General features: G+C 70.8%; 12 protein-coding genes and 1 pseudogene. 6 read left to right on the top strand and 7 right to left on the bottom strand.

Going from position 1 to position 12,981, the window contains the following annotated elements; translation table 11 throughout:
- Positions 1 to 137: 137 nt before the first annotated feature.
- Complete coding sequence (locus FL311_RS04525) at positions 138 to 695, top strand: hypothetical protein (RefSeq protein WP_141323714.1); 558 nt, start codon at positions 138 to 140, stop codon at positions 693 to 695.
- A gap of 55 nt (positions 696 to 750) precedes the next feature.
- Here the strand turns inward: FL311_RS04525 and argC are convergent, their stop codons facing one another.
- The 7 genes from argC to FL311_RS04560 are packed head-to-tail and all read right to left on the bottom strand — an operon-like array spanning position 751 to position 8,493.
- Positions 751 to 1,818, bottom strand: coding sequence for an N-acetyl-gamma-glutamyl-phosphate reductase (argC, locus tag FL311_RS04530; RefSeq protein ID WP_046715162.1), 1,068 nt, complete (start codon positions 1,816 to 1,818; stop codon positions 751 to 753).
- Complete coding sequence (locus FL311_RS04535; protein ID WP_141323715.1) at positions 1,815 to 2,876, bottom strand: DUF1611 domain-containing protein; 1,062 nt, start codon at positions 2,874 to 2,876, stop codon at positions 1,815 to 1,817. Before FL311_RS04535 ends, argC begins: the two co-directional genes overlap by 4 nt.
- A gap of 1 nt (position 2,877) precedes the next feature.
- Complete coding sequence (gene argG / locus FL311_RS04540) at positions 2,878 to 4,071, bottom strand: argininosuccinate synthase (RefSeq protein WP_141323716.1); 1,194 nt, start codon at positions 4,069 to 4,071, stop codon at positions 2,878 to 2,880.
- Positions 4,072 to 4,098: 27 nt separating this feature from the next.
- Complete coding sequence (gene argH / locus FL311_RS04545) at positions 4,099 to 5,448, bottom strand: argininosuccinate lyase (RefSeq protein WP_141323717.1); 1,350 nt, start codon at positions 5,446 to 5,448, stop codon at positions 4,099 to 4,101.
- Entirely contained in the window at positions 5,441 to 6,502 is a 1,062-nt protein-coding gene (locus FL311_RS04550) for a M20/M25/M40 family metallo-hydrolase (RefSeq protein WP_141323718.1), read from the bottom strand. Before FL311_RS04550 ends, argH begins: the two co-directional genes overlap by 8 nt.
- Positions 6,499 to 7,428 carry an acetylglutamate kinase gene (gene argB / locus FL311_RS04555; protein ID WP_141323719.1) on the bottom strand — a complete coding sequence of 310 codons (930 nt, stop codon included), beginning with the start codon at positions 7,426 to 7,428 and terminating at the stop codon, positions 6,499 to 6,501. The genes FL311_RS04550 and argB overlap by 4 nt, the downstream gene beginning before the upstream one ends.
- A gap of 54 nt (positions 7,429 to 7,482) precedes the next feature.
- Positions 7,483 to 8,493 (bottom strand): N-acetylornithine carbamoyltransferase, encoded by a 1,011-nt coding sequence (locus tag FL311_RS04560; RefSeq protein ID WP_141323720.1) that lies wholly within the window; start codon positions 8,491 to 8,493, stop codon positions 7,483 to 7,485.
- Between the two features lie 169 nt (positions 8,494 to 8,662).
- Between FL311_RS04560 and FL311_RS04565 the strand changes: the two genes are divergently transcribed.
- The 5 genes and pseudogenes from FL311_RS04565 to FL311_RS04585 all read left to right on the top strand — a co-directional run.
- Positions 8,663 to 9,100, top strand: coding sequence for an arginine repressor (locus FL311_RS04565; RefSeq protein WP_082165339.1), 438 nt, complete (start codon positions 8,663 to 8,665; stop codon positions 9,098 to 9,100).
- A gap of 199 nt (positions 9,101 to 9,299) precedes the next feature.
- A complete protein-coding gene (locus FL311_RS04570; RefSeq protein ID WP_223784006.1) occupies positions 9,300 to 9,857 on the top strand; it encodes a Uma2 family endonuclease in 558 nt (185 codons plus the stop codon).
- 100 nt (positions 9,858 to 9,957) lie between these two features.
- Positions 9,958 to 11,208, top strand: coding sequence for a VWA domain-containing protein (locus FL311_RS04575; protein ID WP_141323722.1), 1,251 nt, complete (start codon positions 9,958 to 9,960; stop codon positions 11,206 to 11,208).
- A gap of 8 nt (positions 11,209 to 11,216) precedes the next feature.
- Positions 11,217 to 11,924, top strand: a complete 708-nt coding sequence (locus FL311_RS04580; RefSeq protein ID WP_141323723.1) for a response regulator transcription factor — start codon at positions 11,217 to 11,219, stop codon at positions 11,922 to 11,924.
- A 165-nt stretch (positions 11,925 to 12,089) separates the two neighbouring features.
- Positions 12,090 to 12,981, top strand: a pseudogene (locus tag FL311_RS04585) (sensor histidine kinase); the annotation flags it as partial.

Below are 12,981 nucleotides of genomic sequence, written 5' to 3' on the forward strand. Positions count from 1 at the left end.
AACAGCGCCCGCAGCAACGGGAGGTGGATGTCGCCGTGTCCCCAGGTTCAATGGTCCGTGCGCGCGTGCGGCGTGACAGTGGCACCGGGTCGACCGCGGGCCTCGGGTCCACCCGAAACCCCATTCCAGGAGCATGCATGAGCACGCTGACGCGTCGTCTGGGTGTCTGGCTGTCGAAGAGTCTGTTCTGTGCGGCGCTGGTGGCGCCCGCGGGCGCGGTGCTCGCCGCGGAGCCGGTGAGCGTCATCTGTGAGCTGGGGACCTCCACGCGGACGTTCTCCCCCGCGGCGACGATGACGCCTCGGGACATCGACGTGACGACGTCATCGACCTTCAGCAACTGCCTGACGGTGCTGGGACAGGTCGTCCTCAATGGCAACGTGACGACGGGGCCCTACGAGCGCACCGGGCTGACGTGCTCGAACCCGCTTGCCACGGGAGCCGGCGAGGCCACCATCACCTGGAACACCGGGGAGTTCTCCCGGTTCGACTACACGTCCGTCGACGTCAGCGTCGCGGGCCTGACGACGGTGGTGACGTATGCTGGGACGGTGCTGCACGGGAAGTACTACGGCGCCACCGCGACCTGGACCATCGCCTACACGACGGCGCTGTTGAACCTGGCGTGCATGAACCCCGCGGGCGTGTCCTCGCTGGGCGGCGTCGCCCAGCTCACCATCACCCGCGTACTCTGAGCCGTGAGGCCACTGCGCCCGCCACCGGAAGGACTCGGGGCGGGCGCGGGCACTGTCACGGGTAGCAGGCCGCCTGACGCAGGCCGGTGTCCTCGGGCAGGCCCAGGGACACGTTGAAGTTCTGCACGGCCTGGCCGGCCATGCCCTTCACCAGGTTGTCCAGCGCGGCCATGACGGCGACCGAGCGGCCCTTCGTCGCGACGGAGATGTCGCAGAAGTTGCTTCCGGTGACGGCGGCGATGCGCGGGGTGCCCTCGACGATGCGCACGAACTTCGAGCCCTCGTAATAGCGGCGGAACTTGTCCGTCAGCGACTGCGTCACCACCGCGCCGCCGTGCTCGGGCCACTCGAACTGCACGGTGGCGAAGATGCCGCGCACCATGGGCGCCGAGTGCGGCACGAAGGCCAACCGGTGGCGCTGCGCGCCGTGGGCCACCAGCATGACCTCCACCTCCGCCTCGTGCTGGTGCTCGAGCGGCTTGTACGCGCGGAAGTCGTGCGCGCGGGTGGGGTGGTGAGTGCCCTCGCCCGGCAGCGAGCCGGAGCCGGACGAGCCCGTCACACCCGACACGGCGAGCAGACCCAGGCCCGGCGTGGAGGCGATGGGCAACAGGGCCAGCTGCACCGCGGTGGCGAAGCAGCCCGGGTTGGCGATGCGCTTGGCGCCCTTGAGCGCCTCGCGCTTCCACTCGGTGAGGCCGTACGTGAAGGTGCCCAGCAGGTCCGGCGCGGGGTGCGGCTTGCCGTAGGCGCCCGCGTAGCGGCCCGGGTGGTCCAGGCGGAAGTCGGAGGACAGGTCCACCAGCAGCACGCGCTCGGCGAGGCCGACCTCGGCCCACTTCTTCTCCAGGCCGAGGAACTGGGTGGCCAGCTCCCCGTGGCCCAGCGCACTGAAGACGACGGGCTGCTGCGAGTCGGCCAGCCAGCGCCAGTCCGGCTCCGCCTCGAACTTCGCGTCCACCAGTCCGCGCAGGTGCGGGTGCACCTTGTGGATGGGCTCGCCGGCGTGGTGCCGGGACACCACGCGGATGCCCGCCACCGCCGGGTGGCCGGAGAGAATCCGCAAGAGCTCGCCGCCGCCGAAGCCGGAGGCGCCCAGGATGTAGATATGTGCCCGCGTCATGACTTCCTCCCCACGCCCAGCTTCGGCGTGAGCTTCTCCAGGATGAGACCACCCAGCGCCGCCGCGTCCGCGCGGGCGTTGCGCGCCGGAACCCCGACGACCTGCTCCACGAAGCGCACGCCCACCGCGTTGTCCGTCGCCGGCCCCGCCAGCACGTCCACCTCGATGCCGTACGTCTCCTTCAGATGCCGCACGCCGCCGGCCGCGCCCACCGGGTCGTTCGCGCACATCACCCACGCGCCCGCCAGGCCCTTGAGCTCCGGGTCCGCGAGAATCGCCTGCACGCCGTACTCACCCATGATGCCGTCGCCCGTCTCCGCGACGATGACGTCCACGTCCGCCGACGCCAGCTCGCTGAACAGCACCCGCGCCACCCGTGCCGCCGTGCGAGGCCCCGTGCACACGATGCCCGCGTCCGTGAAGTCCATCACCACGTCCGCGCCGGAGTCCTGCATGCTCAGCGTGTCGCGCATCAGCGACACGCCCGTGAGCTTCGCGCCGCCCACGCGGTAGCCCGCCTGCGCGAGCTTGCGCACCATGGCGCTGGCCGCGTACGTCTTGCCCGCGTTCATGCACGTGCCCACCACGTAGACGACGGGGCACTTCACCATCGTCCCCGTGCCCTTGAGCGCGCCCGAGGAGATGTGCGCCGGCTGCCCGTTGCGCGACAACAGCTCCGGGAACTCCAGCACCTGGCCCAGCACCTCCGCCTCGAAGGGCATGCCCACGCCGGGGTTGTGCGAGGTGCACTTGCCGATGACGCCGCCCATGTTCAGCACGTGCAGCCGCTGGCCCACGGTGACGGACTCCGGCACCACGCCCTCGTAGCCGTGCAGCGCGTTGCGGTGCCCCAGGGCGCCCACCATGATGTCGCCCGCGTGCAGCGTCACCAGCCGGCCGTGGCAGTCCTCCAGCTGGTTGTAGACGCTCTTCTCGCCGTGGATGCGCACGGCGACGACGGCGCCCTCCTCGGCCTTCACCTCGGGCGCCAGGTGCACCGTGCGCCCCAGGCCCAGGTTGCGGGTGACGCTACCGACCTTGTCGACGAAGACCTTCATGTCAGCCTCCCTTCGCCTTGTGCGAGAGCATCTGCGCCACGCCGTACAGCTTGGCGAAGCCAGCGGCCTCCGAGCCCGTCCACAACACGTTCGCCTCTCCGTACGTCGCCACCTTCGCGTCCATCAGCGAGTACGGCGAGCGCACGCCCTCCACCACCAGCGTCCGCGGGTGCAGCACCAGCCGCACCTCGCCCGTCACCCGCTCCTGCGAGGACGTGAGGAACGCCTCCAGGTCCTTCACGAGCGGGTCGAAGAAGTGACCCTCGTGGAGCAGCGAGCCGTACAGGTTGCCCACGGTCTCCTTCCAGAAGAGCTGCTTGCCCGACAGCACCAGCTTCTCCAGCTCGCGGTGCGAGGTGATGAGCAGGTGCGCCGCGGGCGCCTCGAAGCCCACGCGGCCCTTGATGCCCAGGATGGTGTCACCCAGGTGCACGCCGCGGCCGATGCCGTACTGCCGGCCCAGCACGTTGAGCGCCTCCACCAGCTCCACCGGGCTCAGCGCCTTGCCGTCCAGCGACGTGGGCACGCCCTTGTCGAAGCCCACCGTCAGCGTGCGGGGCTTCCGGTCCGTGGGAATCTCGCCGGAGGGGAACGCCGCCTCGGGCAGCGCGCTCCACGAGTTGAGCGTCTCGCTGCCGCCCACGGACGTGCCCCACATGCCCTCGTTGACCGAGTAGGAGCCCAGCTTCGGCGGCAGGTGGATGCCGCGCTCGGCCAGGAACGACAGCTCCTGCTGACGGCTCAGGCCCAGCGTGCGGATGGGGGTGAGCAGCTCCAGGTCGCCCGCCAGCGAGCGGAACGCCACGTCGAAGCGCACCTGGTCGTTGCCGGCGCCGGTGCTGCCGTGCGCGAGCGCCTGCACGCCCTTCTCGCGCGCCACGCGCACCACCTCCACGGCCTGGCAGGCGCGCTCGGCGGAGACGCTCAGGGGGTAGACCTGGCCGCGCAGCACGTTGCCGGCGATGAGGAAGCGCAGGTAGCCCTCGAAGAGGGTGCCGCGCGCATCGACCTTGATGTGCTCCACGGCGCCCAGCTTCGCCGACAGGGCGGCGATGTTCGCCAGCTGCTCGGGCGGGAAGCCGCCCGTGTCCACCGTGACGGTGGTGACGTTGTAGCCCTGCTCGCGCAGGTACACCGTGCAGAAAGCGGTATCGAGTCCGCCGGAGAAGGCCAGCACCACGTTCTTCTTGCTCATGTCGTCACTCCTCGCGGGGAATCGTCGTCACACATCCCAGACGCGCTCGGCCGCCGTGGCCAGGGCGCGGTGGGTGTCGTCGAGCCAGGCGCGCTGGGCGCCCAGCTCCTCACGGGCCTGGGCCAGTCCCAGGTTGCCGGCGCCACCCAGGTGGGTGGCCGTCAGGGCCTCACGGTCCGGATGGAACGTGCCGTCCGCCAGCTCCCGGCCCACCTGCCGGTACGCGTCGCGGAAGGCCTGGCCCCCGGCCACCAGCGTGTACGCATGGTGGGCCGCGTAGAGCGTGTCGTCACAGGCGGCCAGCGCCGCGTCCGCCTTGACCTGGAGCACCGGCACCAGCCGGGACAGCACATCCAGGAGCGAGCGGCTGGAGGACAGCGCCGCCAGGGTGGGGCGCTTGAGCAACTGGAAGTCACGGTGGTAGCTGGACGGCAGTCCGCTCGCCACGGCCTCCACCTGGTGCAACAGCCCCCGCAGCTCGCGGCACCGGCCGCGCGCCAGCTCCACCACGTCCGGGTTCTTCTTCTGCGGCATGATGGACGAGCCGGTGGTGAAGGCGTCCGGGAGCCCCAGGAAGCCGAACTCGTCCGTGCTGTAGAGCTGCACGTCCCACAGCCACTTCTCCAGCGTGCCCGCCACGCTGCAGGCCCATGTCAGCACCGCGGTCTCGTGGCGACCGCGGCCGTTCTGCGCATCGATGGGACTTCTCTGCACGCGACTGAAACCGAGCAGCGACGCGACGTATTCACGGTCGATGGGCAAGGGCACGCCGAAGCCCGCGGCAGCGCCGAGCGGACACCGGTCCAGCCGGCCCCACACGCCGCGCAGCGCCTCCAGCTCCTCGAGCAGCCCTTCCGCGAAGGCCATGGCCCACATGCCGAAGGTGGAGGGCATGGCGCGGCGCAGGTGCGTGTAGCCCGGCAGGGCCACGTGCTGGTTCGCCTGGGCGAAGTCGAGGAACGTCTCGGCGAGCTTCACCGCGCCCGCGCCGAGCGCGAGCACCTCCTCGCGCAGGAACAGGCGCACCGCGAGCAGCACCTGGTCATTGCGCGAGCGCGCCAGGTGGATGCGCTTGCCCGGCTCGCCCACGCGCTCCACCAGCGCCGCCTCCAGCGCGGTGTGGCCGTCCTCCTGCTCGGGGCGGATGGTGAACTGGCCGGCCCTCGCCTCGTCGTGCAGCGTCTTGAGCGCGCGCACGAGCACGCGGGACTCCTCGGCCTTCAGGAGTCCCACCTTGCCCAGCATGCGCGCGTGCGCGGCGCTGCCCAGCGCGTCGTGCGGCGCGAGCGACAGGTCGACGACGGGGTCGTCGCCCACGGTGAAACGGTGGATGACCGCGTCGAGCGCGGCGCCCTTGCCCCACAGGGTGTCAGCCACGGGCCACCTCCTCGAAGTAGCCGCGCAGAAGGCGCGTGTAGAAGGCGGCGCCGGCTTCCAGCTCCGCCCGGGTGATGTACTCGTCCGCCAGGTGGCTTCGCAGCGTGTCGCCCGGACCCACCTTCACCGCGGGCAGCTCGCCCAGAAATGCCCAGTCCGACGTGGTGCTGGAGCCCACCGGCGCCTCGCCCGACGCCGCGATCGCCGCGCGGACGATGGGCTGATGGTCCGCCGTCGCCTTCGGCAGGTAGCGCGCCGAGTGCACCTTCACCTCGCTTTGGAGCGCCTCGCCCAGCTCCTTCGCGACCTGCGCGTGGTCCATGCTCGGCGTGGTGCGCAGGTCCACGAAGAACTCACATGCGTCGGGCACCTGGTTGCGCGCCAGGCCCCCCGAAATCTGCGTCACCTGCGCCCGCGCCTCACCCAGCAGCGGATGCGACGGGAAGCGCAGCTCCGCGAGCTTCGAGATGTCCCCGGCCGCCATGTGGATGGCGTTGACCGCCTGCGCCTTGTGCGCGTGCGCCACGTGCGCGCTCTTGCCGTGCGCGGTGCAGCGCAAGAGCAGCATGCCCCGCTGGGCCGTGCAGGGCTTCAGGCTCGTCGGCTCGCCCACCACCGCGGCGTCGAGCGGTCCCAGCTCCGGCAGCAGCGTGCCCAGGCCCTGGCCTCCGGTCTCCTCCTCGGCGGTGAACGCGAAGACGACCTCGCCGCCCTGGGGCGCGCCCTCGGCGAGCAGGGTGCGGGCCGCGACGAGCATCCCCGTCACGCAGCCCTTGGCGTCGTTGCTGCCCAGGCCGTACAGGCGGTCCTCGCGCCACTCGGGCGCGTGGGGCGCGTACGTCCACCCGGCACACGGCTTCACCGTGTCCAGGTGCGAGTTGACGAGCAGGCGCCGGGGGCCGCTGCCCACGGAGAACCACACGTTGTGGCCCTTGCGGTGGACGCGCGCACCCCAGCCCTCCGCCCACCCGGACACCGTGTCCGCGATGAGACGCTCGTCACCCGACACGCTGGGGATGGCCACCAGCGCCTGGAGCAGCTCCGCGGGCTTCATCCCGCGTTCCCGGCGGCCGTCTTGGGCGCCTTCTCGCGGACGACCATGGTGCCGCTGCCCTCGTTGGTGAAGACCTCCTCGAGCAGCGCGTTGGGCGCGACGCCGCTGACCAGGTGCACGCTGCCCACCCCGCCCACGAGCGCGTGGCGGATGGCGTGCGCCTTGGGACGCATGCCGCCGGAGATGGCGCCCGTGTTCTCCATGGTCGCCAGGTCCGTCAGGTTCGCCAGCGTCACCAGCGACGTGGGGTCGTTCAGGTCCTTGAGCAGGCCCGGCACCTGGACCAGGAAGAAGAGCTTCTCGGCCGACAGGGCCACCGACAGCGCCGCCGCCACGGTGTCCGCGTTGGTGTTGTACACGGCGCCGTCCACGCCGCCGGAGAGGGGCGCGATGACGGGCACGTAGTCGGCCGAGCGCAGGTGCTCGACGACGCGCGTGTCCACCGCCTCGATGTCACCCACCAGCCCGTAGTCCACGAGCTTGCCCTCGGTGGCGCCGGGCTCGGTCACCATGACGGGAGGACGCTTGCGCGCCTTGATGAGGCCCGCGTCCACGCCGCTCAGGCCCACCGCGGGCACACCCGCCGCCTGCAGGTCCGCGAGCAGGTCCGTGTGCAGCTTGCCGGCGAGCACCATCTTCGCCGCGTCCAGCACGGGGGCGGACGTGACGCGGCGGCCCGCCACCTTCTCCACCGGCAGGTGGAGGGCATCACACAGCGTGTCCAGCTCCGGGCCGCCGCCGTGCACGACGACGGGGCGGATGGAGAAGGTCCACAGCAGGGCGATCTGCTCGCACGCGGAGCGGCGCAGGCGCGGGTCGCTCAGCATGGCGCCGCCGAGCTTCACGACGAACGTCTTGCGACGGAACTGCTGCACATAGCGCGCGGCGTTGCGAAGCGCGGAGTACGGGTCGGGCGACAAGGGCACGGGAGACCTCGAAAGGAAGAAGGGTGACGGGCACGCCTCGAAGGGCGCCGCTTTTCAGAGGGACTGCGAGCGCATCCAGTGCAGGAGGGCGCGCTGGACGTGGAAGCGGTTGCCCGCCTCGTCCACCACGCGGCTGCTGGAGTGGTCCAGGACCTCGTCGGCGACCTCCACGTTGCGGCGCACGGGGAGGCAGTGCAGGAAGGCGGCGTCCTTGGCGGCGCGCGACATGGTGCGCAGCGTGGGCATCCAGCCGGAGTACGACGCGAGCAGCGCCGTGACGTCGTTGGGCGAGAAGGCCGCGGCGGCCGTCGGACCCCAGGACTTGGCGTAGACGGCGCGGCTGCCGGCGAGCGCCTCGTCCTGCTCGTGGGTGTAGGTGATGCTGCCGCCGGTGGCCTTGGCGTACGCCTCCGCCTCCGCGCGCACGGCCGGGTGCAGCTCGAAGCCGGGCGGGTGGGCCACGCGCACCTCGCAGCCGGCCGCGGCCGCGCTGAGCAGGAACGAGTTGGGCACCGCCTTGGGCAGGGGCTTGATGTGGGGCGCCCACGTCAGCGTCACCGGCAGCTTCTTCGTGGAGCCGAACGTCTCGCGCAGGGTGAGCACGTCCGCCAGGCCCTGGCAGGGGTGCTCGCGCGCGGACTCCATGCTGACCACGGGGACGGTGGCCCACTTGCGGAACGCGTTGATGATGGGGTCGACCTCGTCCTCCTCGTCACCGCCGCCCTGCGAGAAGGTGCGCACGCCCAGCATGTCCACGAAGCGCGACAGGACGGGCGCGGCCTCCTTGAGGTGCTCGGCGCGGTCCAGGTTCATCACCGCGCCCTCGCGGTGCTCGAGCTTCCACACGCCCGCGCCCACGTCCAGGATGATGGCGTTGCCACCCCCGCGCAGCATCACCGCCTCGAACGAGGTGCGCGTGCGCAGGGACGGGTTGAAGAACACCATGCCCAGGATGCTCCCCGGGAAGAGCGCGCCGGGGGCCTTCTTCTTCCAAGCCTCCGCCTGTGCGAGGACGGCCTCCACACCCGCGGGGCCGAGATCCTTGATGTGGGTGACGTGCTTCATGGGCCTGCGCTCCCCGGCCTGGACCGGTGCATAGGTGAATGAATATGCACCTTCATGCGTGCATTTCCGCGAATGGGGCGCGGATATTATGCAGAAGGACGCGGCGCGCAAGAGTATTGTTCCCGCAATCTTTCATGCGGGTTCCTTGCATGGAAATTCACGTGCATGCATGGTGGAAGGAATGAACCTGGACGACGAAATCCTTCGGCTCATCTCGGAGCGGGAGATCAGCGATCAGGCCGTCTTGCAGGAGCTGCTGGAGGCGGAGGGGCAGGCGCCGAGCCAGTCCACGCTGTCGCGGCGGCTCAAGAAGCTGGGCGTGCAGAAGGTGGGCGGGCGCTATCAGCGCGCGTCGCTGACGGAGCCGGTGGCGACGCCGGAGCGGCCGCGCGTGAGCATCGTCGAGGCGCCGCCGAACCTGCTCGTGGTGAAGACGAGCCCCGGCTACGCGCCGGTGCTGGCGCTGGCGTTGGACCGTGAGCCGGAGGTGCCGGGGCTCGCCGGCACGGTGGCCGGTGACGACACCATCTTCGTCGCGGTGACGGACCCGTCCCGCCTGCGTGAGGTCCGCTCCGTCGTGGAGCGCTTGATGCTGCGCAGCGCCTGAGCCTCGAGGGAACGCTGGATGCAGGGCTGTGCGCGCGGGAGGCTGGCCCGGGGCGAGGCTTGCGCTCGCGTTCCAGGCGATGCAACCTTGGAGGGATGTTCAGGCAGGGACAACCCAGGACGTCAGACCCCCGTGCTACTTCGTGGGCATGACCATGGAATCGGGGTGGGGCGTCGGGGTTTATCGGAGTGAGGGCACCGTGGAGAAGAAACCGGCCACCTATGCGGACCTGGAGGCGCTCCCCGAGACGGTCATCGGGGAGCTCATCGACGGCGTGCTGCATGCCAGTCCCAGGCCGGCGCTTCGGCATTCGTTGGTGTCATCGCGTCTGAACGGTGAACTGAGCGGTCCCTATGACAAGGGGAGAGGCGGCCCCGGTGGCTGGTTCATCTTGTTCGAGCCGGAGCTCCATCTCTCCGGCGGAAACGTCCTCGTCCCGGACCTCGCTGGATGGCGGCGCGAGCGGATGCCGGGGATTCCCAGCGGGGTCGGCTGCACCGTCGTTCCGGACTGGGTCTGCGAGGTGCTCTCCCCGTCGACCTCGCGGCTGGACCGCTTCGCCAAGCAGCCCATCTATGGTCGTGAAGGCGTGAAGCACCTGTGGCTCATCGATCCGAAGGTCCGGACCCTGGAGGTCTGGCGACTGGAGGGCGCGGGGTACCAGAAAGTCGCCCAGCATGAGGGGCTGGCCAAGGTGCGCGCGGAGCCATTCGAGGCCATCGAACTGGAGCTGGGTTTCCTCTGGGACGAGGGGTAGCGCGGCACGCGGTTACAGGGCGGTTACACCTTTCACCAGGGCTCACTCGTTACTGTCCCAAGCGTGCTCACCAGGGCACCGCCGTACGAAAGGACACACGATGAAACCGGCCCTCAAGCTCCCCATCATCCTCGGCTCGGCCGCGGCGCTCGCGGTCTCCGCGCTCCTGTTGGGCAAGCCGTCCACGGACAATGCTCCCGCCCCCGTTGTCGCGACGCCTCCGGTCGCTCCACCTGCTCCCGTCGCGGTGGTGCCCGCGGCTCCCGTGGCGCCTCCCGCGCCCCAGCTCGTGGACTCTAAGGCGGCGCCGGTCATCCAGATCGCGCTCCTGCTCGACACGAGCGGCAGCATGGACGGGCTCCTGGACCAGGCGCGCACCCAGCTGTGGAACATCGTGAATCGCTTCGCCAAGGCGAAGCGTGGCGGCGTGGCGCCCCGGTTGGAGCTGGCCCTCTACACGTACGGCGACACCACCCCCGGCGCGAGCTCGAGCGAGATCCGCCAGGTGACGCCGTTCACCTCGGACCTGGATGCGCTCTCCGAGCGGCTGTTCGCCCTGCGCACCTCCGGCGGCTCGGAGCACGGTGGCGAGGTCATCCAGGAGGCCACCCGGAAACTGGAGTGGAGCCCGAAGGAGGACTCGATGCGGCTCATCTTCATCGCCGGCAACGAGACCTTCATCCAGGGGCCTGTCGACTACCGAGAGGCCGTGGCCGCCGCGCGCAAGAAGGGCATCACCGTGAACACCATCCACTGCGGTGACTACGAGCAGGGCATCGCGGACCACTGGAAGGACGCGGCCACGCGCGCCGACGGCAGCTACATGAACATCGACCAGAACCAGCGGGTCGTCGAGCTCGCCGCTCCTCAGGATGAAGAGATTGCCCGATTGGGCGCCGAGCTGAACAACACCTACGTGGTGTACGGCGGCGCGGAGGCGAAGGAGAGCCAGCAGCGACAGGCCACGCAGGACAAGCTCTCGCTCGGCGTGTCGCTGTCGAACATGGCCTCGCGGGCGATGGCGAAGAGCTCCGGGAACTATTCCAACGAGAGCTGGGACCTGGTGGACGCGGTGAAGAAGAACAGGGTGGACCTGGGCTCCGTCGCGGCGGAGGAGCTGCCCGAGCCCATGCGCGCCCTGGACGCGGCGGGGCGCAAGGCGTGGCTCGCGGCCCGGGAGAAGGAGCGTGAGGCGCTCCAGCAGCGCATCCAGCAACTCGGCAAGGAGCGCCAGCAGTTCCTGGCGGAGGCGCGCAAGAATCAGGCGACGAAGGGGGATGACACGCTGGACGGCGTCATCGGCCAGGTGGTGCAGCGCGAGGCGAGCAAGCGAAGCTTCACCCTGGAGTAGGATGCGTCATGGCCGCGCGCCGAGTGCTCGTCGTCGAGGATGACCCCGCCATCCGGCGCGGAATCGTGGATGCGCTTCGCTTCGAGGGCTACGAGGTCCTCGAGGCGGGCGTGAAGGGAGAGGGCCAGCGCGTGGCCGAGCGCACGCCGGTGGACCTGGTGCTGCTGGACCTGGTCCTCCCCGACGGGGACGGGTTGGACCTGCTGGCGGCCGTGCGCAAGAGCCGGCCCACGCTGCCCGTCATCATCCTCACCGCCCGGGGCCAGGAGGAGGACCGGGTGAAGGGCCTGAAGCTGGGGGCGGACGACTACGTGGTGAAGCCCTTCTCGGTGCGGGAGCTGTTGGCCCGGGTGGGGGCGGTGCTCCGCCGCTCGGCGGAGCGTCCCGTGGGCGCCTCCCGCGTGGACTTCCCCGGCGGGCACTTCGTGGTGGAGCGCCGCGAGCTGAGCTTCGATGACGGGACGCGGATGGACCTGTCGGAGCGTGAGGCGGACGCGCTGCGCTACCTGGGGGAGAACCCGGGGCGAGCCATCTCCCGCGAGGAACTGCTCGAGCGCGTGTGGCACCTGCCCGCGCGCGGACTGCAGACGCGCACGGTGGACATGACGATGGCGCGCCTGCGCGAGAAGCTGCGCGATGACTCCGCTGAGCCCCGCGTCATCCTCACGGTGCGCGGCAAGGGGTACATGTTCTCTCAGCCGGGCGGCGCCCGATGATTCGCTCCTGGCGTGTCTGGAGCGTGGTGAGCGCCTGTACGGTGCGCGGCAAGGGCTCCATGGGCTCCCCGTCGGGCGGCACTCGATGATTCGCTCCTGGCTCGCGGTAATCGCCCGTGCGGCATGCGGCAAGGGCTCCATGTTCTCCCAAATGGGGGGAGCCCGATGATTCGCTCCTGGCGCGTCTGGCTCGCGGTGAGCGCCTGCCTGGCGCTGGCGCTGGCCGGCGTGGTGTGGCTGTCCGTCTTCGCCCTGCGCCTGGACCGCGCGGACCGTCAGGCCCGCATGAGCGCGGCGCGCGAGGAGAACGTGCGGCTGGCGCTGTGGCGGTTGGACTCGGAGCTGTTGCCGCTGGTGGCCCGGGAGAGCGCGGTTCCCGCGGAGGCGTATGCGGCCGTGGCCCCCGTGCCCGGTGTGCTGGACGCGCGCAACGCCCCGCTCCCCGAGGGACAGGCGTGGATTGCGTCCCCGTTGCTCTCGGGGCCGCCCGAGCATGTCCTGCTCCACTTCCAGGTGGACTCCGCCGGGAAGGTCACCTCGCCCCAGGTCATCGAGTCGTCGTTGCGCGCCTCCCTCGGAGTGGCTCCGCCCCGCGCGGGGGAGCGGGTGCTGCGCGCGCGCCTGGACCACGTCTCGCGTCAGCTCGGCGGCCTCCGGCTGCGCGAGGCGCTCGCGGCGCGGGAGGCACCCGCCTCGAAGGCCAGCCCGTTGTCACGTGGCCAGAGCAAGCTGTCCGGCTCGTTCCAGGAGCTCAAGAACGCCAGCGAGTACGACGCCCGCTCGCGCAGCGCGCGCCAGGCCGCCAGCCAGAATGTCGTGGCCTATCAGGCCCAGGAGCCTTTGTCGGCGCGCGCCAACCCCCGCGCGGAGATGCGGGCGCTCTGGGTGGGCGACGCGCTCCTGCTGGGCCGGCTCGTCCAGGTCGACGGCCAGGAGGTCCTCCAGGGGTGCTGGCTCGACTGGCCCGGGTTGAGCCGCTGGCTCCAGGGGCGCGTGGAGGACCTGCTCCCGGGCGCGACGCTGGTGCCCGCACGGGGCGACGTCACGGCGACGGGGG

Source organism: Myxococcus sp. AB025B, assembly GCF_006518215.1.
Lineage (GTDB): Bacteria > Myxococcota > Myxococcia > Myxococcales > Myxococcaceae > Myxococcus > Myxococcus fulvus.

Bases quoted from the DNA above. Each gene is read 5' to 3' on its own strand.
- argG (WP_141323716.1), bottom strand. From the start codon at position 4,071: ATGAGCAAGAAGAACGTGGTGCTGGCCTTCTCCGGCGGACTCGATACC.
- FL311_RS04550 (WP_141323718.1), bottom strand. From the start codon at position 6,502: ATGAAGCCCGCGGAGCTGCTCCAGGCGCTGGTGGCCATCCCCAGCGTG.
- FL311_RS04565 (WP_082165339.1), top strand. From the start codon at position 8,663: ATGGTGGAAGGAATGAACCTGGACGACGAAATCCTTCGGCTCATCTCG.
- FL311_RS04575 (WP_141323722.1), top strand. From the start codon at position 9,958: ATGAAACCGGCCCTCAAGCTCCCCATCATCCTCGGCTCGGCCGCGGCG.
- FL311_RS04560 (WP_141323720.1), bottom strand. From the start codon at position 8,493: ATGAAGCACGTCACCCACATCAAGGATCTCGGCCCCGCGGGTGTGGAG.
- FL311_RS04580 (WP_141323723.1), top strand. From the start codon at position 11,217: ATGGCCGCGCGCCGAGTGCTCGTCGTCGAGGATGACCCCGCCATCCGG.
- FL311_RS04535 (WP_141323715.1), bottom strand. From the start codon at position 2,876: ATGAAGGTCTTCGTCGACAAGGTCGGTAGCGTCACCCGCAACCTGGGC.
- argC (WP_046715162.1), bottom strand. From the start codon at position 1,818: ATGACGCGGGCACATATCTACATCCTGGGCGCCTCCGGCTTCGGCGGC.
- FL311_RS04525 (WP_141323714.1), top strand. From the start codon at position 138: ATGAGCACGCTGACGCGTCGTCTGGGTGTCTGGCTGTCGAAGAGTCTG.